This window comes from Hydrogenovibrio thermophilus, from assembly GCF_004028275.1.
GTDB classification, from domain to species: domain Bacteria; phylum Pseudomonadota; class Gammaproteobacteria; order Thiomicrospirales; family Thiomicrospiraceae; genus Hydrogenovibrio; species Hydrogenovibrio thermophilus.
Genome location: NZ_CP035033.1, coordinates 2,160,476 through 2,180,052, shown reverse-complemented (window position 1 = coordinate 2,180,052; position 19,577 = coordinate 2,160,476). Strand labels below are relative to the sequence as shown.

General features: G+C 52.7%; 19 protein-coding genes. 7 read left to right on the top strand and 12 right to left on the bottom strand.

Going from position 1 to position 19,577, the window contains the following annotated elements; genetic code table 11:
• The first annotated feature begins 34 nt into the window (after nt 1–34).
• The 5 genes from EPV75_RS10215 (at nt 35) to EPV75_RS10195 (ending at nt 6,622) form a co-directional block, all read left to right on the top strand.
• Nucleotides 35–1,606 (top strand): pyruvate kinase, encoded by a 1,572-nt coding sequence (locus tag EPV75_RS10215; protein WP_128385319.1) that lies wholly within the window; start codon nt 35–37, stop codon nt 1,604–1,606.
• A gap of 167 nt (nt 1,607–1,773) precedes the next feature.
• Complete coding sequence (locus tag EPV75_RS10210; RefSeq protein ID WP_128385318.1) at nt 1,774–3,621, top strand: sensor domain-containing diguanylate cyclase; 1,848 nt, start codon at nt 1,774–1,776, stop codon at nt 3,619–3,621.
• Nucleotides 3,622–3,755: 134 nt separating this feature from the next.
• Complete coding sequence (gcvH, locus tag EPV75_RS10205) at nt 3,756–4,142, top strand: glycine cleavage system protein GcvH (protein ID WP_127119289.1); 387 nt, start codon at nt 3,756–3,758, stop codon at nt 4,140–4,142.
• 108 nt (nt 4,143–4,250) lie between these two features.
• Nucleotides 4,251–5,447 (top strand): class I SAM-dependent rRNA methyltransferase, encoded by a 1,197-nt coding sequence (locus EPV75_RS10200; RefSeq protein ID WP_128385317.1) that lies wholly within the window; start codon nt 4,251–4,253, stop codon nt 5,445–5,447.
• A gap of 11 nt (nt 5,448–5,458) precedes the next feature.
• The gene (locus EPV75_RS10195; protein ID WP_225972317.1) at nt 5,459–6,622 is read left to right on the top strand and encodes a hypothetical protein; all 1,164 of its coding nucleotides are present in this window, start codon (nt 5,459–5,461) and stop codon (nt 6,620–6,622) included.
• Between the two features lie 19 nt (nt 6,623–6,641).
• Here EPV75_RS10195 and lysA read toward each other — a convergent pair whose 3' ends face one another.
• Together lysA and lptM are read right to left on the bottom strand one after the other, a co-directional pair.
• A complete protein-coding gene (gene lysA / locus EPV75_RS10190) occupies nt 6,642–7,907 on the bottom strand; it encodes a diaminopimelate decarboxylase (protein ID WP_128385316.1) in 1,266 nt (421 codons plus the stop codon).
• Nucleotides 7,904–8,170, bottom strand: coding sequence for an LPS translocon maturation chaperone LptM (lptM, locus tag EPV75_RS10185; RefSeq protein ID WP_128385315.1), 267 nt, complete (start codon nt 8,168–8,170; stop codon nt 7,904–7,906). The genes lysA and lptM overlap by 4 nt, the downstream gene beginning before the upstream one ends.
• A 157-nt stretch (nt 8,171–8,327) precedes the next feature.
• Between lptM and EPV75_RS10180 the strand changes: the two genes are divergently transcribed.
• Nucleotides 8,328–9,002 (top strand): alpha/beta hydrolase, encoded by a 675-nt coding sequence (locus EPV75_RS10180; protein ID WP_128385314.1) that lies wholly within the window; start codon nt 8,328–8,330, stop codon nt 9,000–9,002.
• Between the two features lie 75 nt (nt 9,003–9,077).
• Nucleotides 9,078–10,010 carry a PilZ domain-containing protein gene (locus EPV75_RS10175; protein ID WP_128385313.1) on the top strand — a complete coding sequence of 311 codons (933 nt, stop codon included), beginning with the start codon at nt 9,078–9,080 and terminating at the stop codon, nt 10,008–10,010.
• A gap of 44 nt (nt 10,011–10,054) precedes the next feature.
• Here EPV75_RS10175 and EPV75_RS10170 read toward each other — a convergent pair whose 3' ends face one another.
• The 10 genes from EPV75_RS10170 to EPV75_RS10125 all read right to left on the bottom strand — a co-directional run bounded on the left by EPV75_RS10170 (nt 10,055) and on the right by EPV75_RS10125 (nt 19,448).
• The gene (locus EPV75_RS10170) at nt 10,055–10,480 is read right to left on the bottom strand and encodes a hypothetical protein (protein WP_029938790.1); all 426 of its coding nucleotides are present in this window, start codon (nt 10,478–10,480) and stop codon (nt 10,055–10,057) included.
• A gap of 17 nt (nt 10,481–10,497) precedes the next feature.
• A complete protein-coding gene (locus EPV75_RS10165) occupies nt 10,498–11,442 on the bottom strand; it encodes a PilZ domain-containing protein (protein ID WP_128385312.1) in 945 nt (314 codons plus the stop codon).
• A 359-nt stretch (nt 11,443–11,801) separates the two neighbouring features.
• Nucleotides 11,802–12,083 (bottom strand): FeoC-like transcriptional regulator, encoded by a 282-nt coding sequence (locus tag EPV75_RS10160; RefSeq protein WP_127119296.1) that lies wholly within the window; start codon nt 12,081–12,083, stop codon nt 11,802–11,804.
• A 15-nt stretch (nt 12,084–12,098) separates the two neighbouring features.
• On the bottom strand, nt 12,099–14,411 hold the full coding sequence (gene feoB, locus EPV75_RS10155) for a Fe(2+) transporter permease subunit FeoB (protein ID WP_128385311.1): 2,313 nt from the start codon (nt 14,409–14,411) through the stop codon (nt 12,099–12,101).
• On the bottom strand, nt 14,408–14,662 hold the full coding sequence (locus tag EPV75_RS10150; protein ID WP_029938786.1) for a FeoA family protein: 255 nt from the start codon (nt 14,660–14,662) through the stop codon (nt 14,408–14,410). The genes feoB and EPV75_RS10150 overlap by 4 nt, the downstream gene beginning before the upstream one ends.
• A 77-nt stretch (nt 14,663–14,739) precedes the next feature.
• Nucleotides 14,740–15,354 carry a methionine biosynthesis protein MetW gene (gene metW, locus EPV75_RS10145; RefSeq protein ID WP_127119298.1) on the bottom strand — a complete coding sequence of 205 codons (615 nt, stop codon included), beginning with the start codon at nt 15,352–15,354 and terminating at the stop codon, nt 14,740–14,742.
• Nucleotides 15,351–16,511 carry a homoserine O-succinyltransferase MetX gene (metX, locus tag EPV75_RS10140; protein ID WP_128385310.1) on the bottom strand — a complete coding sequence of 387 codons (1,161 nt, stop codon included), beginning with the start codon at nt 16,509–16,511 and terminating at the stop codon, nt 15,351–15,353. The genes metW and metX overlap by 4 nt, the downstream gene beginning before the upstream one ends.
• A gap of 99 nt (nt 16,512–16,610) precedes the next feature.
• Nucleotides 16,611–17,177, bottom strand: a complete 567-nt coding sequence (locus EPV75_RS10135) for a YggT family protein (RefSeq protein ID WP_128385309.1) — start codon at nt 17,175–17,177, stop codon at nt 16,611–16,613.
• Between the two features lie 21 nt (nt 17,178–17,198).
• Nucleotides 17,199–18,035, bottom strand: coding sequence for a pyrroline-5-carboxylate reductase (proC, locus tag EPV75_RS10130; protein WP_128385308.1), 837 nt, complete (start codon nt 18,033–18,035; stop codon nt 17,199–17,201).
• Between the two features lie 135 nt (nt 18,036–18,170).
• Complete coding sequence (locus tag EPV75_RS10125; protein ID WP_029938781.1) at nt 18,171–19,448, bottom strand: Glu/Leu/Phe/Val family dehydrogenase; 1,278 nt, start codon at nt 19,446–19,448, stop codon at nt 18,171–18,173.
• Nucleotides 19,449–19,577 lie beyond the last annotated feature (129 nt).

Here is a 19,577-nt window from a genome sequence, read left to right as displayed (position 1 = left end):
TCTGAAACGATGTTGGCTTGGAAGCGAGGTGGGTATGACGCATTTTGAAATGAAGCCGGGAGAAGCCGTTTCCCTGGAAAGTTTATTCGTTCGTTTGAAAGCTTTGAGAACGCGTATCCTGAGCGAGACGCAAACAGAGTTGCAATCAATTGATGTGCAAACAAACGACGACGGACGACTGTTCAGTTTGCATAATCTGCTCAATTATCAGGTCATGCGCCGGGAAAATCTTCATGCGCTGCAATCGGGATTAGCGGCGGCCGGGCTGTCGTCCTTGGGGCGAGTGGAGCCGCATGTGCTGTCCAATATCGATGCGGTGTTAAATGTTCTATCGCTTGCGGTGGAGGGGATGGCTTATGTCCCTGAAAAGGCCGAATGGTGCTTGGGATATGAAGCCGGTTATCATGCGTTGCAAAAGCGGGCAAGTCGTTTGTTCGGTGCTCGGCCAGAAAACCGGAGCGAATACATTTTGGTGACCCTGCCTTCCGAAGCGGCCGATCACCCGGCCTTGGTGGAGTCGCTCTTGGCGGCGGGCATGAATTGCGCCCGTATTAATTGTGCACATGATAATGACCAGGCCTGGTCAAAAATGGTTCGTCATATTCGTGGTGAGGCCGAGGCGTTGGGTGTCACCTGTCCGATTTTGATGGATTTGGCGGGGCACAAAATCCGCACCGGGGAGATTCAGGTCGGCCAGGCGGCATCGCAAAAAACACGTGAAAAATTCGCAAGCGGGCAAAAGGGCCAAAAAGGCGTTTACCCGAAAATTCACCGACATGACAAAGTGCTTCTGTGCCGTGATAAAGCGCGTTTTCCCGAGATGGAAGCGGTCTTTGGCCTGTCGGTGCATGCCATGGTGACAGTCACTTGCCCGGATGTGATTGCGATGGTGTCCATCGGTGACAGCGTCTGGTTTGATGATGGCAAAATGGGCGGTGAGGTGATGGCTAAACGGGATGAGGCCCTGCTGATTGATATGACTCAGGTGGGGCCGGGCGGCGTCCGTTTGAAACCGGAAAAGGGCCTCAACTTTCCGAATACGGATTTGGCGTTACCGACACTCAGCGACAAAGATGAGCATGATCTCGATTTCGTTTGTCAGCATGCGGATATGGTCGGTCTGTCGTTTACCGAATGCGCGGAAGATGTTTTACGGTTACATAACCGGATGCGTGAAAAAGGCGTGGAACCTTTGCCGATTCTGGCGAAAATCGAAACGGCGAAAGCCGTGCGTCAGCTTCCGACGATTTTGGCCGTCGGCTTGGCGCGGAATATCGAACTGGGCGTGATGTTGGCGCGGGGGGATTTGGCGGTGGAGTTAGGCAGTGTTCGCATGGCCGGAGTGCAAGACCAGATTCTAAGGGTGTGTGAGGCGGCACATATTCCTGTTGTTTGGGCCACGCAAGTGATGGAATCCTTTGTCAAAGACGGGCGTATTTCGCGCCCGGAAATCACCGATGCCGCTATGTCGCAACGTGCGGAATGCGTGATGTTGAATAAAGGTCCGTACATTACCGAGGCGGTACGGTTATTGAGTGATGTATTGCAAAAAATGGAATCTCAGCAGTTCAAAAGTCATACCCATATGGATGTCTTGCAGCTATGAACTGCGTTCGGTGATTCAGGAACTTGGCGATAAGGCTTGGGGCTGACAGGTTCAAGAAGCTGGTCAAGGGAGTAAAATTAGTTTATTTTATTCTTGTACTTCAGTCTTTTATTGGACGCGGGAGCCGAAAAACAGGACAATTTCCTTTATTTTTTAAAGCCTATTCTATGCCGAACTTTTTTCGCCTGATCAACCAGCATTTGTATTGGCTGATGCTATTGGGAACTTTGTTGCTTTCCCCGGTAGTCTATATGCTCTACGCATGGCAGGTCGACGAGGCGCGCAATCAGGAATTCCAATTCTATCAATCGTCCCTGATTGAAAAAGTCGATGTCTTGATCAAAGAAAAGCAAAACACTACCCAGGCGTTGGCCGTGGCGATGACCTCGCCGCCGAATTTCAAAAATGCTTTGCTCAACGGTGACCCAGATTTACAGAAAAAACTGGCTCATTACACCCATCAGTTAAAGACCCTGACCAAATACAAAGGGGTGTGGATTCAGTTGGTGGACAAAAACGGTGTGAGTTTGGCGCGGAGTTGGACCACTAAAAAAGGCGACAACCTGACTCCGGTGCGAAAAGATATCGCTTCCATGATTGAAAACCCGCGCCGGATCAATAACTTCAGTGTCGGAAAGTTTGCTTTGACGTTTAAATCCATGGTGCCGATTTTCGATGATAACGACCGGTTTTTGGGGATGGTGGATGTGATTTCGCAAATCGACTCCATCGACCAGGCCTTGTCGGAAATGAGTCATGTCCATTCGGTGGTGCTGGTGGATAAACGCTATCGTAAGCAATTGACCAACGCCTTCACGGGCAAATTCATCGATGATTATTATGTGGCGAATATCGATGCCACCGAACCGGATGTCGCGTTGATTGAACGTTACGGGGTCGAACGTGCGTTTAAGCACTCCGGTTATATGGTGTTTGACGGTTACCTGGTGGTGACTCGTCATATTTCCGATCTCAGCGGTCAACCGATGGCGACCTGGGTCACCTTGAAGCCGTTGGACAGCTTTGAATTCATCCACGTGTACGATACCCAGAAGCAGTTCATCGTTATGACCCTGTTCATCGTGCTGTTGCTGATTTTCCTGCTGGCGATGATGTATTTCAAGCGTCAGGCCGAGCTGGAAAAACGCTTTTTCTTCGAGGTGTTCGATACGTCGACGGAAATCGTGTATGTTTCGAACCATCGCCGCATTCTGTTCGCCAACCGTCGGTTTTTCGAATTCTTCGATACCTTTCAGAACGTCGAGGAATTTCATCAGTCGTATCATTGCATCTGCGAGCTGTTCGTGCCGGAAGAGGGCTATTTGCGGCGCTATATGGACGGCACCTACTGGTTTGATTATGTGGTGGAAAACAAGGATAAATCGCACTACGCCAAGATTCGATGGCACGACCGGGATTACATTTTTTTGGTCAAAGCCACCGATATTTCGTCGCACTTCGGAACCGATTACGTCAGTGTGCTGATGACCGACATCACCGAAGAAGAACATTATAAGAGCCGCTTGGAACACTTGATTGTGCACGACGAATTGACCGGTGTGCACAATCGGCATTATTTCAATCAATACCTTCAGAAGGTCATGGCTGAACGTCCGAACCCTTTCTGTATGGTTTTCCTAGATGTCGACCACTTCAAACAGGTCAACGATGCCCACGGCCACGATATGGGCGATAAGGTGCTGGTGGAAGTGGCGCAAACCCTGAAAAGTCTGCTGCGTGCCCGGGACGAAGTCTGCCGGGTCGGTGGCGAAGAATTCGCCGTCATGCTGCCGGACACCCAGTTGGAAAGCGCCTTGATTCTGGCGGAACGCTATCGTGAAGCCGTGGCGGATTTGGCGGTCGACAAAGGACGGCTTTCGGTCACTATCAGTCTCGGGGTGGTGCAGCTTCAAGCCGATGACAGCCTGCAAAGCTTCTATAAACGCGCCGACCGAGCGCTGTACCTGGCCAAGCAGCAAGGCCGTAACCGGGTGGAAATCGACCGCACCCTGTAACCTCCCTTTCGTCCGAAAACCACCAGGCCTGGTGGTTTTTTCGCTGGATTCCGCTTCCGGTCTTTATCGGTTTTTTATCGCGTTTTTTGGTATGATTTGCGGCAGATTCGAATTTAATTGTATGGAGTATCGCCGTGAGCGTTTTACCAAATCATTTGAAGTATGCGGAGTCGCATGAATGGGTGTATATCAATGAATCCGGTGAAGCCGTTGTCGGTATCACCGATTTCGCTCAGGAGTCGTTGGGCGATTTGATGGCGGCGCACCTGCCGGAAGTCGGTACCGACATTTCCCAGGGCGAAGAAATCATGTCGTTGGAATCGGTGAAGGCCGCTTCCGATATCTTTGCGCCTTTGAGCGGTGAAATCGTCGAGGTGAATACCGAATTGGAAGACGAGCCGGAACTGGTCAACGACGAACCTTACGATGGCGGCTGGCTGTTCAAAATCGCCCCGCACGATGCGTCCGAATTGGACAACCTTCTATCGGACCAAGACTATCAAGCGATGATCGACCAGTAAGCCGACGTTCGTCGCATTATTTCAAAAGGGCATAAAGCCTCGCGGCCGTTGCGCTGCGGGCTCGATGCCCTTTTTGTTTAGGGCACCAAATTCACTTAAGGAAACACTATGACCGAAGCGGTTTTAAGACTGAAAAAGAACGAAGAAAAACGTCTCAAACAAGGCCATCTGTGGATTTTCAGTAACGAGGTCGATACGCAGGTCTCACCGTTGAAAAACTTCGAACCCGGGCAGGTGGTGACGGTGGAAGCCGCCAACGGAAAAGCCATCGGTGTGGCCTACATCAATCCGAATACCTTGATTTGCGGGCGTCTGTTGAGCCGTAACCCGAAAGTATCCTTCAATCAGGCGTTTTTGAAAAAACGCATTCAAGCCGCGCAAGCTCTGCGTGAACTGAATTACGATGCGCCTTATTATCGTTTGGTCTTTGGTGAATCCGACGGTTTGCCGGGCTTGGTCATCGACCGTTTCGGCGACGTTTTCGTGGCGCAAATCACCACGGCGGGTATGGAAGCCATGAAAGACGAACTGGTGCAAACCATCGAGAACCTGTATCACCCGCAGGCATTGGTGTTGCGTAACGATACCGGCAGTCGTGAACTGGAAGGGCTGCCGCTGTACACGGAAGTGGCCATCGGAACCTTACCGGAATCCATTCAGATGCAAGAAAACGGCGCCCGTTTTGTGATTCCCGCCGAAGACGGTCAGAAGACCGGCTGGTTTTACGACCACCGTTCGGCGCGTTCACGCTTGCAGTCATTGGTGAAAGGCAAGACGGTGCTGGACGTGTTCAGTTATTTGGGCGGCTGGGGCGTGGAAGCGGCCGTGGCGGGTGCTTCGGAAGTCACCTGTGTGGATGCTTCGGCCTTTGCATTGGACGGTTTGGAACAAAACGCCGTGCTGAACGAGGTGATTGATCGCGTTATCACCGTCGAAGGCAATGCGTTTGATGTGTTGAAAGCCTTGTTGACCGAAGCGCATAAATACGACGTGGTCATCGTCGATCCTCCGGCGTTCGTCAAACGTAAGAAAGATTTCAAGGCCGGTTCGGAAGGCTATCGCCGCATCAATGAATTGGCCATGCGTTTATTGAACACCGATGGGATTCTGGTGTCGGCTTCCTGTTCGCATCATATGAGTCGTGACGCTTTGCTGAATCAAATTCAGCAAGCCAGTCGTCATGTCGACCGTCAAATCCAGTTGTTCGACCAATGTCATCAAGCGCCGGATCATCCGGTGCATCCGGCGATTCCGGAAACCGAATACCTCAAGTCCTTCTTCTTTAAAGTCGGCAAAAGCTGGTAAGACGGAGTCCTATGATGAAACCCGCCTTGTCCATTCAACAGAAACAGTTGGCCAAACACTGTTATTGGGATATCGATGCCCAAGTGCTTTGGGTGGATGGGCGTCAGTGGATGCCGAAAATGGGAGTTTTAGGCATTCCCGGCTGGGACAATATGATGGTCGGTTCCGAACCGGTACCGGCTTATCCCGACGACTTGGCCGTTTTGAGTTGGCCGGATTACGGTCAACTCGGTGCTTGGCGAAAACAGATTCCCAATTGGGTCAAAGACAGTTGTGCCTTGTTCCCGACCCATCAATTGGCGCTGTTGCATTATGTGGGGCGCTATCCGCAATTGCTGGAGCTATTGGACCATTCCCCGATGCTGGCGTGGCGACTGGTTGCCTCCGGGTTGCCGGAGGCGGAAATCGTTGCATTGTTGAACGATAAACGTACTCAGATGGTGGCGGAAATCGGCTGGCCGGGCAAGCAGGAAACCGTGCAGTTTCTACGCAAGTTGCGCTTACGGTATGTGACCGAAGAAATTTCCGATTTTGTGGAAGTCTGCGTGATGGATGAAGACCGTTTGGAGGGCTTGCAAACCTTGCCAAGGGTGAATTCCATGGCCTTGTCCTTGGCGGCACGCTTTCCGCAACTGATTGGTTCCCGCTTGCATCGTTCCCTGGCGCAATTGCCGTGTCGGCCGATGCAATGCCAAAGCTTGATTGCCCAGTTGGAGGATGTTTATCGCGCGGCCGAATGGTTACACGTACCGGCGTCCGAATTGGATGCCATCGGTGCTTGTCGTTATCTGGTGGATGTGGAGAAAATCTACCAGGCCTGGTGGTTTTCCGAATCCGCATCGCACACATTGCCGCCGGAGGACTTGTGCAGTCATCCGGTGCGTTTGACGCAAAAAGCCGAATGGGAGGCCTTGAGCCATTTGCAGAATCACTACTGGTTGACCGATTGGCCGGATTACGAAGCCGGTAAAGCCGCGTTATGGGTATGGCAGTTGCATGGCGAATTGGTGGGCATTTTGTTGCACCTGTCCGAAACGGCGTCGAAGGGAGACGCGCCGGGAGAAATGCCCAAGCTGGCGCGGGTGCGTCAGGGAGAAAACCAGCTGCCGACGTCCGAGCAACTCAGTGCCATTCATCTTTGGTTGGCCGGGCGTTATGAAATCCCGGAAAACTAGCCCGGAAATTTCTTATCTTTTAGACGGTAGGTAATAATTTTTCCGATCCCATCAAATCGTCGTAGGTTTCGCGCGGACGGATTTCATAAGCCTGGTCGCCGTCCACCAACACTTCGGCCGCGCGCGGGCGAGTATTGTAGTTCGAACTCATCGTGAAACCGTAGGCGCCGGATGACATGACCGCCAAGATGTCTCCGGCTTTCAAGTTCAAGCGGCGGTCTTTGCCTAAAAAGTCGCCGGTTTCGCATACCGGCCCCACGATATCCCATTCGGCCTCGTCACCGTCTTTGCGTTGTGTAACCGGCTGAATGGTCTGGTAGGACTGATACAGTGCCGGGCGAATCAGGTCATTCATGGCGGCATCGATAATGGCGAAATTCTTGTGCTCGGTCGGTTTAAGGTATTCGACTTCCGTCAGCAGAACGCCGGCGTTTCCGGCAATGGCCCGGCCCGGCTCGATAATGACTTCAATCGACGGGTCATTCAATTTGGTGAGAATCGCCAGGATGTAATCGCGCACCGCCGGCGGCTGCTCGTCGGTGTATTGGATGCCCAAGCCGCCGCCCAAGTCCAGATGGTGCAGGTGAATGCCTTGTGCTTCCAAAGCGGTTTTCAGCTTCAAAACCCGTTCCAGCGCATCGACAAACGGGGTGATTTCAGTCAGTTGCGAACCGATGTGGCAGTCGATGCCGATGATATCGATATGAGACAGTTTTTGGGCATCGGCATAGAGTTGCGGGGCGGTGTTGATGTCCACGCCGAACTTGTTGTCTTTTAAGCCGGTCGAAATATAGGGGTGGGTTTTGGCGTCGACATCCGGGTTGACGCGAATCGAAATCGGCGCAACGATGTCGAGGCGCTGCGCGACCGATTGAATGCGGTCCAACTCGGCGTGGGATTCGATATTGAAGCAGCGGATGCCGACAGTCAAGGCGCGTTCGATTTCAGCCGGTTTTTTCGCCACACCGGAAAACACCACTTTGGCCGGATCGCCGCCGGCTTTCAAGACGCGTTCCAACTCGCCTTGCGAGACGATGTCGAAGCCGGAACCCAGGCGTGCCAGAAGGTTCAAAATCGCCAGATTGGAGTTGGTCTTGACCGCGTAGCAGACCAGATGCGGTTGGTCGCCGAAAGCGGTGTCGAACGCTTGCCAGCGTTCTTCAAAGGCTTCACGCGAGTAAACGTACAGCGGGGTCCCGTATTGCTGAGCCAGACTCTCCAGCGGGCAGCCTTCGGCATAAAGGGTGTCGTTCTGATAATGGAAAGGTTGTGGGATTTGGCTCATGGTGTTTCCTGTTTGGGTTCGGTCGATTGTTCGGTCGGTTCTGTATCGGGCGCTGGGGCTGCCGCGTTGTCGGTGGCCGTCTCGGTTGTGGACGATTCCTCGGTCACTTCCTGCGGTTTTTCAGGCAGGTATAGCGGCCCTTTTTTTCCGCAGCCGGAAAGGCTGATGCTGCCAATGGCAAGCAATAGAACACCGAATAACGCTTTGACGGCCGTTGCCCTGCGCGTTATGTGTTGAGAACCTGCATTTTGGAAGCGAAACATGGTCGGCCATCCCCGGTGTGATTAAAGGCGCTATTTTAGCCTATCCGTACCGCAAATGAAAAACATTGCATCTTGCGCCGGAAAGTTGGCGGAGCAGGCGCGGGTTTGGGTAAAATATCGACAATCAACGGACGTGAACAGGGAATGAGGAACTCGAATGCCGGAAGGAAAACCGCCCATTATCATTGAACCCCGCCAAGGAACCGCCAACGCCAGCGTGATTTGGCTGCATGGTCTGGGAGCCGACGGCCATGACTTTGAAGGGTTGTTGCCGCATCTGGGGTTACCGGAAGACCATGGCATTCGTTTTGTGTTTCCGAATGCTCCGGTGCAGCCGGTCACCGTGAATTTGGGGGAACCCATGACGGCCTGGTATGACATTAAGACCATTCATCTAACGGAACAGGTTGATTGGCCGGGTATTGAGCAAAGTCTGGCCCAAGTACACGGTTGGATTCGGGCGGAACAGACGAAAGGGATTCCAAGCGAGCGCATTCTGCTGGCTGGGTTTTCGCAAGGCGGGGTGATTGTCCTGCAAGCCGGGTTGCGTTATGAAGCGCCGCTGGCCGGTATCATGGGGTTGTCGACTTATTTTCCGCATCAGGATGCGCTGGCGGATGCTTATGTCCAGCCGGATGCCTGCCCGATTTTTCTGGGGCATGGGACGGCCGATCCGATTTGCCCTTTCACCGTGGCCGAGTCGTCACGCGACGCCTTGCAAACGCTCGGGCGGGCGGTGGAGTGGCACGTCTATCCGGGGATGCCGCATCAGGTGTGTGCCGAGGAAGTCCGTGATATTGCCCATTTCATTCAACGCCATTTGCTGATATAAAAATACAGTGGTCGAAAAATGACCAGGCCTGGCTAGAATCACGATTAAGCAAGCATAATAAAGGACGGCCCAAGAGTGGCGAATGTAAGACGTTTTTTTCGATACGATGTGGAGATTCCGCTGTATTTTGAAACAGTGGATGTGCAGGGCCGTCATTTGCGCGTGAACCGCGATAAGTTGATTAAACGTCAGGAAGCGTTTCATCTTGAAGAACTGGATCATGACATTCGGGAGTTGTTGAGCGAGGCTTTTTCGCCGACATCCGATGCGTTACGGATTTTCCACATGCTGAATCACCGCATCGATTACATGGCCTGGTTGCTGGACGACATCATCGAAGGGCACGATCCGCGTTTACGCCACGACTATAAGTTCCGGTTACGCGAAGACCGCAAAATCACTCCGCCGGAAGTCAGTAACGTTTCCAAGGTCGGCCCGTTGATCGAGGGCTTTTACCTGCAGGTCAGCGATCACCTTCATGAGTTGATTGAGTCGGTGCAGAACAGCATCGACGGTAAAATTTTCCTGTTTCCGCGTAAAATCAAACCGAACTTCGACGAGACCGATTACGTATCCAATTTAGGTGAATTAAGCGAACGCGGCATTTTGCCCGCCAAAGCACTGGAATTATTGATTCAAAAACTCAATTTTTACGAAACCGTTTTCGCCCGCTTGAAAGAGGCTTACCATTCGATTTCCGACCCGGGTTCCTGGCCGGTGATGCCGGTTAATATCAGTGCGGGCGGTTTCAGTTTCAACACCAACGAGACCTTCGAAAAGTTCGCGCACATGAATATTTTCATGCAATTGGACGATAATATTTTGGTGTGCCGCGGCAAAATCGTATTGAATAAGGCGCTGAAAAACAGCGAGTTTGCCTATAAGATCGGGGTGGAGTTCGAGTTTCTCAGCCGTGAGCACGCCGAAATCATCACGCTGTTCGAGCAGCACCGTGAACTGCAGGACGCCATGTCTTTGGCGTCAAAGAACGGCTTGGCACTGTTCTGACATTTTCTATTGATTGTTGGAGCCACTGATTGAATCAGAGGTTGCTAGAGCAGGCCTTTGGCTTTGGCGTGTTTGACGAACTCCATACGGACTTCCTGCACTTGTTTCAGCCAGTCGGCGAAAAAATGATAATCCTTTTCCACCAGTTGGTAGATTTCCGATAAGGGCGCGCCGGGATGGTGTAACGCAAACGCGGTGATTTCCAACAGTTTGTTGATGTGTTTGGGGCTCATTTGGGTGGTGACGTCGAAATAGCTCACTTTGGTGAGGATGACGGCGTCCAGAATTTCAAACCACTGTATCGGTTTCAGGTCGAAGCGATCCTGAACTTCCGGGTAAACGCCGTTCTGGCGCATGTCCAGCAATTGACTCAGACGATAGAAATGCAGGAGGTCGGCGGCCGCGTCTCGATAGGAGGCGGGGAGGGCGTCCAAAAATCCGGCTTCGACTGTGTGATTGCGACCTGGCATAGTGTAATCAAATTCCTCTAAGCGAAGTTAAAGTGCATGCATTCTTCGATTTCGAAGCGCTGAATTTCATTTTGCAGGAAATCCTGACTCTTGCCATCCGGAAATTCAAAGTTGATGGCGACCCGTTCCTTGTAGGCATCGTCGATGGTGCGGATATCGACAATATTGCCGCTGAACTGCAAGGTTTTGTCGTGGGACGGGAAATAGAAAAACACATCGACTTTTTCGAAGGGCTGAAAACGCTTATTCAGTAAAACCGCCAGGCCTGAGGCACTGACGTTGGCTTGTTGCAGCCGCCATTCCTGCGGATATTGTCGCATCACATTGTCGTCGTTGATCTGGCGATAGGCTTCCAGATAGGTATCCATCAGGGAGCACAGCGAATAAATCGATTGCACCAGTGGAATTTTGGCGAATTTCTCGTTTTTGAACAGCTCGATGGTTTCGTCGATTTTAAAGGCGTAGGGCAGTTGGATGTTCGCTTCGAACTGGCTGGCCGTGGAGTGGGTGATGCTGTGAATCATCGACTCCAGAAACGTCATGTATTTCTCTTCAATCATCTTGAAATAACGGTAGGTCTTCGGTGACGACTGGTGAAGCGCCTCGACCTTTTGGAAGCCTTGTTTCTTCTGATTGATCTGCACCCAGTACTTTGGGTCCAGACGGGGGTTGATGCCCTGGGAAAGCGACTTGGCGCACTCGCCGAAAAACTCCACAAAGTCGATGACCTCGTTGAACAGCTCGGTCACCAGGACTTTTTGATCCTGGATGCGGCCCAACCAATACAAGGTGTCGCTTTTTTGTTTGGCAATCAGCTTTTGGACAATCGGCGGAAAATAATCGACGCCGGTGGCATAAATTTCCCGATCCTTAATCGGAGACGACGGGGTGATGAAAAGCCGAACCGGCATGTCGATTCGGAAAAACCGTCTGGAATTGCCTTTTTGAAACCATCTATTCATGGGAGCGGTGCTACTTCGTTTCGTTGTAGGATTAGGGCACCTCGATTAACCCCCAATGAATTCTGGCAACGCCAAGTTTGTCAGATCAAGGCGTGAACGTGAAGGAATGTCTAGACCTTGCAAACGTTCACAACGTAGAACTGGCGAACTTGGCTAAGCCCCTTCGGGCGGGGCTTAAAGACCACTTCTTCGTTGTTACGACTCTTGGCCATAGAATGACTAAGACCGGCGAGTCGCGCCTAGAATAAGTGACCTTTAAGTCCCGCAGAATTTTATTCGGGGTTAATCGAGGTGCCCATTATAGTTGTCCAACCTACATGCAAAGTCAATGCCAATTCCCGGAATGGGGTAAAAAATTTTTAATGGGCGGCGGGTTGGATTTCCAATGGAATCGTCAGGGATTTGTGGCGTTTGTCGGTCCAGAAGTAGTGTTTGTCGGCGTCATTGTGTCCGCAGCCGGATTGGCATTGTCCGCTGGCGCAACTGGCCTGGGCGAAAGACTCCTTGATGTGGCCTTGGTCGATGAGGGGGCGAATCAAGCCTTCCAGCGTATCGGGGGAGATGTCAAAATGGTTCAGAATGTTTTCTTCTGTGACATTTTGGTGTGTTCGGATGTAACGTTTCAGCTCCAATAGAATCATTGGACCCCACCGTGGTTAAAATTGGGTATTAATCGAATGATACGACTTTTGGCCGATGCGTTTCAAGAGGGCGTACAGCAATAGATAACCGGCGGCGAAAATCCCCAGCCAAACACTGCTGGTAACCGGGTGCGCATTGAACGTCATGATTTGATAGAAGCTTACGGCCACGCTGTAACCGAGGAAGAGGCTCCAAACGCCGCTGTAACTGGCCCAGCGCCAGCCCAGTTCTTTTTTGATGGCGGCGAAGGTCGCCACGCACGGGAAGTACAGCAAGACCAACAGCAAATAGGCATAAGCGGCGACTTCACCGTTGAAGTGTTTGACCATCTTATCCAATGTCGTGGCGGCGATGTCCAGTTCTTCGGCCGCTTTTTCGGAATCGGAGGTGCTGGTGAGGGCTTCCAAACCAAGTGGATCGGTCAGGTCGGTGATGAATTTTTGCAGGTTTTCCGGAATCGTCTGGAAAGCGGTGGCGATTTCACCCCAGAAGTCGTATTCGTCGGTGGTTTCCGCTTGCGGCACTTCGTCCATGGATTGATACAGCGCATCCAGCGCACCGACCACGACTTCTTTGGCGAGAATCCCGGTCAATAAACCGACGGTCGCCGGCCAGTTGTCCTCATTCACGCCCAGCGGTTCGACGATGGGGGTCGCGGTTTTGGCAATGCTGCTCAAGACCGAATCCGACTGGTTTTCATGGCCGAACGAGCCGTCCGTGCCAAGGCTGTTGAAGACATTAATCAGTAAAACGATGACAACGATGATTTTACCCGCGCCGAAAATAAAGCCTTTCATTTTGTTGTAGGTGTTCAGCCCGATGTTCATCAGTGACGGGCGGTGGTAAGTCGGCAGTTCCATCAGCAGCGGAGCGGTTTCGCCTTGCAGCAAAGTGTGTTTCAGCAAAAGCGCGGTGACGACCGCGGCTAAGATTCCGATGAGGTACAGCGAGAACACGAGCAGTGTGGCGTTATCGGCGAAGAAGGCAGTGGCAAACAGCACATAGACCGTCAAACGGGCGCTGCAAGACATAAATGGCGTCATCATGACCGTCATAATGCGAACCCGTTCGTCCGGCAAGGTACGGCTGGCGAGCACGGCCGGAATGTTACAGCCGAAACCGACCACCAGCGGAATGAACGCTTGGCCGGACAAACCGAGGCGGCGCATGAAGCGGTCCATGATAAACGCCGCGCGTTGCATGTAACCGGTTTCTTCCAGTATCGATAAGAGTAGGAATAGGCCGCCGATGACCGGGATGAACGTCGCTACGACTTGCAAGCCGCCGCCGACACCCTGGGTCAGTAATACTGTCAGCCATTCGGGGCTGTGCAGAGCGTTCATCACTTGAGCCGGGCCATCCACGAATAAGGCTTGAGCGCCGATGTCGAAAAAGTCGATGAAGACATTACCGATGGTAATCGACAAGGCGAAAATCAAGTACATGATGCCGAGGAAAATCGGCATGCCCAGCCAGGGGTGTAGCGCCCAATGGTCGATAATCGAGGTGGTGTCGCGGGTGAATTTGTCGGTATGGGTTTGACTGGTGTGTGCAGCCTCGTGGGCGAATTGGAAATATAAATCGGCCGCAATCAGGGCCAGTTCTTCATCGTAATGGTCTTCCAGGCGCTGCTTTTCGTCCGCGGCAAAGGTCCGTAACGAAAAGGGCGCTTTGTTCGGGTCAATCAAGTATTGCAACGCCAGCCAGCAGGACTCGGCACTGGGCTCGTCATACAAACGGTCGCGGATGCTGTGAACCGAGTGGTGCAGGGCATCCGGCAGGTCGAAATGCAGGGGTGTATGCTTTTCCGCCAGGCCTGGTAGATTTTCTTTTAATTCGTCGATGCCTTGATTGTAATAGGCGGAAATCGGCAGGACCGGGCAGCCGAGTTTTTCGGACAGAGTGTCGATGTCAATTTCGAGGTGGGCTTTTTCCAAGCGGTCCATTCGATTCAACGCCACCACCACCGGCAGCCCCATGTGCAGCAGTTGTGCGGTCAGGAACAGTTGGCGTTCCAGGCAAGTGGCGTCGACCACATTGATGAGTAAATCCAGGTGTTCGTGTTGCAGGAAGTCGCGCGCGACCTGTTCGTCCAGCCCTGAATGGGAGGAGTTTTCCAGGCTGTAAATGCCCGGTAGGTCGGTCAGTTGATAAGCTTCATGGCCGACTTGAAAATGACCGACTTTTTTCTCGACGGTCACACCCGGCCAGTTGCCGGTGGTCTGGTTGGCCCCGGTCAGGCGGTTGAAAAGCGTGGTTTTCCCGGAATTCGGGCTGCCGATCAACGCGATATGATGCGGCGTTGCATTCGGAAGCGGTCGTTTCATGAAAGCAGTTGAACCTGGATGTTCTTGGCGAGGCTGGCATCCAATGCAAAACGGCTACCGTCCACGGAAACAATGTAGCACTGATTGCGAATCATGCTCAGTTTCAGGTGGCTGTCGGTATGAAAGCCCAGGTTGACCAAATGCAGTTTGCAGGCCAAATCGCCGGTCAAGGCAAGGATGCGGCAGGTCTGATCCTGGCGGCAATCCGCGAGGCTGACGGTTTCCTGATTGAGCTTTGTAATTGGATTCATAAAATAAATGATAATTATTATTGATTTTGGATGTGAAATCTTAACAAAAATTTCATGTTTGTCAAATGACAAAAACTTTATTTACGCTGGATTTGATACAGGGCAATTTCACCCAGCCAGTTCGGTGCGAACTTCATCGCCAAAGACGGCTGGTGTTTGCTGTTGACCACGGTTCGGGCCACGACTTCGATGTCTTTTTCTTCGCAGAGGTCTTCGAAATCGTTGAAGGTGCAGAGATGGATATTGGGTGTGTTATACCAGGGGTTCGGCAAGCTGGCGTTCTGTGGCATACGCCCGCCGAAGAACAGTTGCGCGCGGTTGCGCCAGTGCGCGAAGTTCGGGAAGGTGATAATGCTTTGTTTGCCGACGGTGAGCATTTCGTCCAGCAATAAATCCGGGCGGCTCACCACTTGCAGTGCCTGGGTCATAATGACGAAATCGAATGAGTCTTCATCGAAATAATCGCAAATATCGTGGCTGTTCAGATTGCTTTGAATGACGTTGATGCCGTTTTCAATCGCCTTGATGTTGTTTTGCGGGTCGATTTCCATGCCATAGCCGGTGATGTTATGGGTCTGTTTCAAATAGGCCAATAATTGACCTTCGCCACAGCCCAAGTCCAGCACGCGGCTGTTGGGTTCAATCCAATCGGCAATCAATTTGAATTCGGGGGAGATGTGATTGAAAGTCATGCGTGCTCCTCCGTGTTGGACGTTTCCTGAATATCGGTCAGCACCCGCTTCATGTAAGTGCGGAAGACGCCTTCGTAATGGTCGTTCGGCAATAAAAAGGCGTCGTGACCGTGCTGCGAACTGACTTCGGCGTAACAGACGTCGGCGTCGTTATCGAGCAACGCCTTGACGATTTCATGCGAACGTTCCGGCGAAAAACGCCAGTCGGTGGTGAAGGAGACCACTAGGAATTTCGCCGTGGCACCGGCCAGGGCTTCGGTGAGGTTGTCGTCGTATTCCGACGCCGGGTCGAAGTAGTCCAGGGCTTTGGTCATCAGCAGGTAGGTGTTGGCGTCGAAGTTTTGTTTGGTGGCAAATTTTTCGCCTTGGTAACGCAAGTAACTTTCCACCTGGAATTCGACGTCGAAATTGTATTTGAGTTTGCCTTCACGTAGTTCTCGACCGAACTTCGAGCCCATCATATCGTCCGACAAATAGGTAAGATGCCCCAACATGCGAGCCAGCGCCAAGCCACGTTTCGGGGTGGTGTTCATTTCAATGAAACGCCCGTTGTGGAAATCCGGGTCGGTCATAATGGCGCGGCGCGCCACTTCATTAAAGGCGATGTTTTGCGCGGAAAGTTTCGGGGCCGAAGCGATCACGACGGCGTGGCGGATTTTATCCGGATAGTCCATGGCCCACTGCATGACCTGCATGCCGCCCATCGAACCGCCGATGACTGCGGCCCAGCGATCAATGTTCAAATGCTCGCGTAGGGTGTTTTGACTGTGTACCCAGTCCTTACAGGTGACAATCGGAAAGTCCGGGCCGTAGACCTTGCCGGTTTCCGGGTTGATGCTGGCCGGGCCGGTGGAACCGTGGCAACCGCCCAGGTTGTTGGAGCACACCACGAAAAATTGATCGGTATCGATCGGTTTGCCGGGGCCGATATAGCCGTCCCACCAGCCGCGCGCTTTTTCGCCTTCGTATTGACCGGCGACATGGTGGTTGCCGCTGAGGGCGTGACAGATGAGCACGGCATTGGAGGCATCGTCATTCAAGGTGCCATAGGTTTCGTACACCAGGTCGTATTCCGGCAATACGGAACCGCTGACCATTTCCAGAGGGGTCGAAACATGCATTGTTTGAGGCGCGACGAGGCCAATCGAATCTGTCATCTGTTGCGTTACAATCTTCGTTGAGTTAAGGGTTCATCCATGAACGTGCCATGAGACGGGGTGGCCGACGGTTTGCCAGAAACCGCCAGCGTGGCGTTATTATAGTAAGCTTTGCCCCAGTTGAGCAATGGACCCCACCACAATAATTTGGGTCAGCTTGATGGCGATGATGGCCACAATCGGCGATAAGTCCAGGCCGCCGATCGGCGGAATCACTTTTTGGAAAGGGCGCAGAATCGGTTCGGCCAGTTGATAGAAAATCGCCGTATTCGGGTTGTAACCTTGCGATACCCAGCTTAACACCACTTGAATGATGATTAACCAGAACATCATGTCGAGCATTTGATTGAGAATTTCCGTCACCGAGGAAATCGCAATCAGTCCGACGGAGAAGCTGCGGTCGGTTAAGAAGCCCAGTAGTACGACGAACAAAGCTTGAACAATCATGGCGGTGAGCAGCGCGCTCCAGTCCCAGCGGCCCGGTTTCGGTAACGCCAGATTCAAGGGCGCGCACAGCGGGTTGGTGACTTTGGCGACAAAGTTGACGATCGGGTGGCGCCAGTCCACATGCGTGGCCCGCATGAAAAAGCGCAGAATCAAGACGAAAATCACCAGGCCTGCTAAAAATTGAATGAGAAATAAACCGCCTTCACCGACTGGGGACATGCTTTGCTCCTGTGTACTCGATTAGGAATTGTTGTGGGTCGTGCCCAATTCATCGGCCAGACTGATGGCGCGATCTTTCGCGGCGGTCATAGCCTCCTCAATGATAGCACGTAAGTCGTGCTGTTCGAATGTCTGAATGGCTTTTTCCGTGGTACCGTTCGGCGACGTCACTTTCTGGCGCAAGGTGGCGCAATCATCCGGACTTTCCAGGGCCATTTTCGACGCGCCGAATGCGGTCTGAATCGTTAGCAGACGGGCGGTGGACTCATCCAGTCCGAGTTTCTGGCCGGCGGCTTGCATGGCTTCCATAAACAGAAAATAGTAAGCCGGGCCGCTGCCGGAGATGGCGGTGACAATGTCCAGGTCGCTTTCCTGCGGCACCCAAACCGTCAGGCCAGCCGCGCGCAGAATGTTTTCGGCTTGGTCTTTCTGGCTGTCGGAAACGGCCGAAGTGGCGAACAGGCCGGTGGCACCGCTGCGAATCAGGGCCGGGGTGTTGGGCATGGTGCGGACAATGGCCGCTTCGCCACCCAGCCAGAAAGCGATGTCACTGGTTCGGACACCCGCCGCAATGGAAATCACCAGTGCGCCTTTCGCTTTCACCGTGTCGGCCAGTTCCTTGCAGACCGGTTCCAACTGTTGCGGTTTGACCGCCAGCAGGATGATGTCGGCCTGAGCGGCGGTTTCAGTATTGCTTTCCAGGCAGGGTATGCCGAGTGACTGGGTGACTTCCTGGCGTCGATCCGCGCTGGGGTCGGTCGCCAGAATTTTATCCTTCGGGTAGCCGCTGGCCAGCAAGCCGCCCATGAGGCTGAGGGACATATTGCCCGCACCGATAAAGCAGATTGTCGAATCCATAGAAATCACCTCGTGTCTGTCGTTGGCTGGTTGGGCGTTTCACGGTCTGTACCGTTTGCCAAGCCTGTCCAAATGGGAATTGGGTGTCTATTATAGCGGCAACGGACTGAAAAAACAGTCCGTCGGATGGGGGAATTAGATGGGTTTTTTGAAGAGTTTATGGTTGCCGCGTTGGTCGATGGCGCCGGCCAGGCGGTCGATGCCGTGAATATAGGCGGCGGTTCTTAAACTGGTTTGATAGCGAATCGCCAAATCGTAAATCACGTTGGCTTCGCGTCGCATGATTTTATCGAGGCGCCTTTCCACTTCGTCGGCGTCCCAATAAAAGCCGGAACGATTCTGGACCCATTCGAAGTAACTGACCGTCACCCCGCCGGAGTTGGCGAGTACGTCGGGAATGACTTGGGTGCCTTTCGCTTGCAGGATTTCATCCGCTTGAGGGGAAATGGGGCCGTTGGCGATTTCCAATAGGGTTTTTGCACGAATTTTATCGGCGTTTTCCTGAGTGATTTGGTTCTCCATGGCGGCCAGCACCAAAACATCGACGTCCATTTCCAGCAGTTCTTCGTTGGTGAGGGTTTCGTGTTCGATCACATTGCAGACCGAGCCGTCGCAATAGACGGAATTCAATTCACTGGTTTCGTCTTTGAATTGTTTGATGTCGTCGATGTTTAGTCCGCTGGCGGTGCAAACCGCCCCTTTTGAATCGGACACGGCAATGACGCGATAGCCGGCCTGTTGCGCCAGACGGGCGAAATGGTAACCGGCGTTACCGAAGCCTTGCACGGCGATGGTGGTGTTTTGAATGTCCCAGCCTTGGCGGCGGGCGTATTCGCTCAGACAGAACAAGGCACCTTGTCCGGTGGCTTGGGTGCGGCCTTCCGATCCATTCAAGTGCAGCGGTTTCCCGGTGATGATGCCGGGAATCTGGCGGCGGGCGATGACGGAATATTCGTCGGCCATCCACCCCATGATAGTGGCGTTGGTGTACATGTCCGGTGCGGGAATGTCCCGCGTTTCCCCCAGCACATCGGCAAAGGCGCGAATGTAGCCACGTGACAAACGTTCGATTTCCAATTGCGACAGTTCTTTCGGGTTCACGGTGATGCCGCCTTTGGCGCCGCCGAAGGGTAACCCGGCCACGGCGCATTTGACTGTCATCCAGAAACTCAGGGAGGTGACCTCGTCCAGATTGACGCGCGGGTGATAACGAATGCCGCCCTTTGTCGGACCGCGAGTGTCGTCGTATTGCACGCGGTAACCGGTGAATATTTGCAAACTGCCGTCATCCATTCGTACTGGGATACTGGCTTTGATGGAACGTTTCGGAACCGATAACCGGTTGATGACCTCTTCGTCCACTTCAATGTGTTTGAAGACTTCTCCTAATCGCTGCTTTGCAATTTCGAACATGCACACTCTCCGTAATCGGGTAAAACGGTTTAAACTAAGACGGTCTAAGCATAAGGGAAAATACGGCGTTTGCAAACAAAAACGCCCCTTAAATCCATCTTTCAGGGGCGTTTTTCACTTTGAGGAACA

Bases quoted from the DNA above. Each gene is read 5' to 3' on its own strand.
- EPV75_RS10215 (WP_128385319.1), top strand. From the start codon at position 35: ATGACGCATTTTGAAATGAAGCCGGGAGAAGCCGTTTCCCTGGAAAGT.
- EPV75_RS10210 (WP_128385318.1), top strand. From the start codon at position 1,774: ATGCCGAACTTTTTTCGCCTGATCAACCAGCATTTGTATTGGCTGATG.
- EPV75_RS10200 (WP_128385317.1), top strand. From the start codon at position 4,251: ATGACCGAAGCGGTTTTAAGACTGAAAAAGAACGAAGAAAAACGTCTC.
- EPV75_RS10195 (WP_225972317.1), top strand. From the start codon at position 5,459: ATGATGAAACCCGCCTTGTCCATTCAACAGAAACAGTTGGCCAAACAC.
- lysA (WP_128385316.1), bottom strand. From the start codon at position 7,907: ATGAGCCAAATCCCACAACCTTTCCATTATCAGAACGACACCCTTTAT.
- lptM (WP_128385315.1), bottom strand. From the start codon at position 8,170: ATGTTTCGCTTCCAAAATGCAGGTTCTCAACACATAACGCGCAGGGCA.
- EPV75_RS10180 (WP_128385314.1), top strand. From the start codon at position 8,328: ATGCCGGAAGGAAAACCGCCCATTATCATTGAACCCCGCCAAGGAACC.
- EPV75_RS10170 (WP_029938790.1), bottom strand. From the start codon at position 10,480: ATGCCAGGTCGCAATCACACAGTCGAAGCCGGATTTTTGGACGCCCTC.
- EPV75_RS10165 (WP_128385312.1), bottom strand. From the start codon at position 11,442: ATGAATAGATGGTTTCAAAAAGGCAATTCCAGACGGTTTTTCCGAATC.
- EPV75_RS10160 (WP_127119296.1), bottom strand. From the start codon at position 12,083: ATGATTCTATTGGAGCTGAAACGTTACATCCGAACACACCAAAATGTC.
- feoB (WP_128385311.1), bottom strand. From the start codon at position 14,411: ATGAAACGACCGCTTCCGAATGCAACGCCGCATCATATCGCGTTGATC.
- EPV75_RS10150 (WP_029938786.1), bottom strand. From the start codon at position 14,662: ATGAATCCAATTACAAAGCTCAATCAGGAAACCGTCAGCCTCGCGGAT.
- metW (WP_127119298.1), bottom strand. From the start codon at position 15,354: ATGACTTTCAATCACATCTCCCCCGAATTCAAATTGATTGCCGATTGG.
- metX (WP_128385310.1), bottom strand. From the start codon at position 16,511: ATGACAGATTCGATTGGCCTCGTCGCGCCTCAAACAATGCATGTTTCG.
- EPV75_RS10135 (WP_128385309.1), bottom strand. From the start codon at position 17,177: ATGTCCCCAGTCGGTGAAGGCGGTTTATTTCTCATTCAATTTTTAGCA.
- proC (WP_128385308.1), bottom strand. From the start codon at position 18,035: ATGGATTCGACAATCTGCTTTATCGGTGCGGGCAATATGTCCCTCAGC.
- EPV75_RS10125 (WP_029938781.1), bottom strand. From the start codon at position 19,448: ATGTTCGAAATTGCAAAGCAGCGATTAGGAGAAGTCTTCAAACACATT.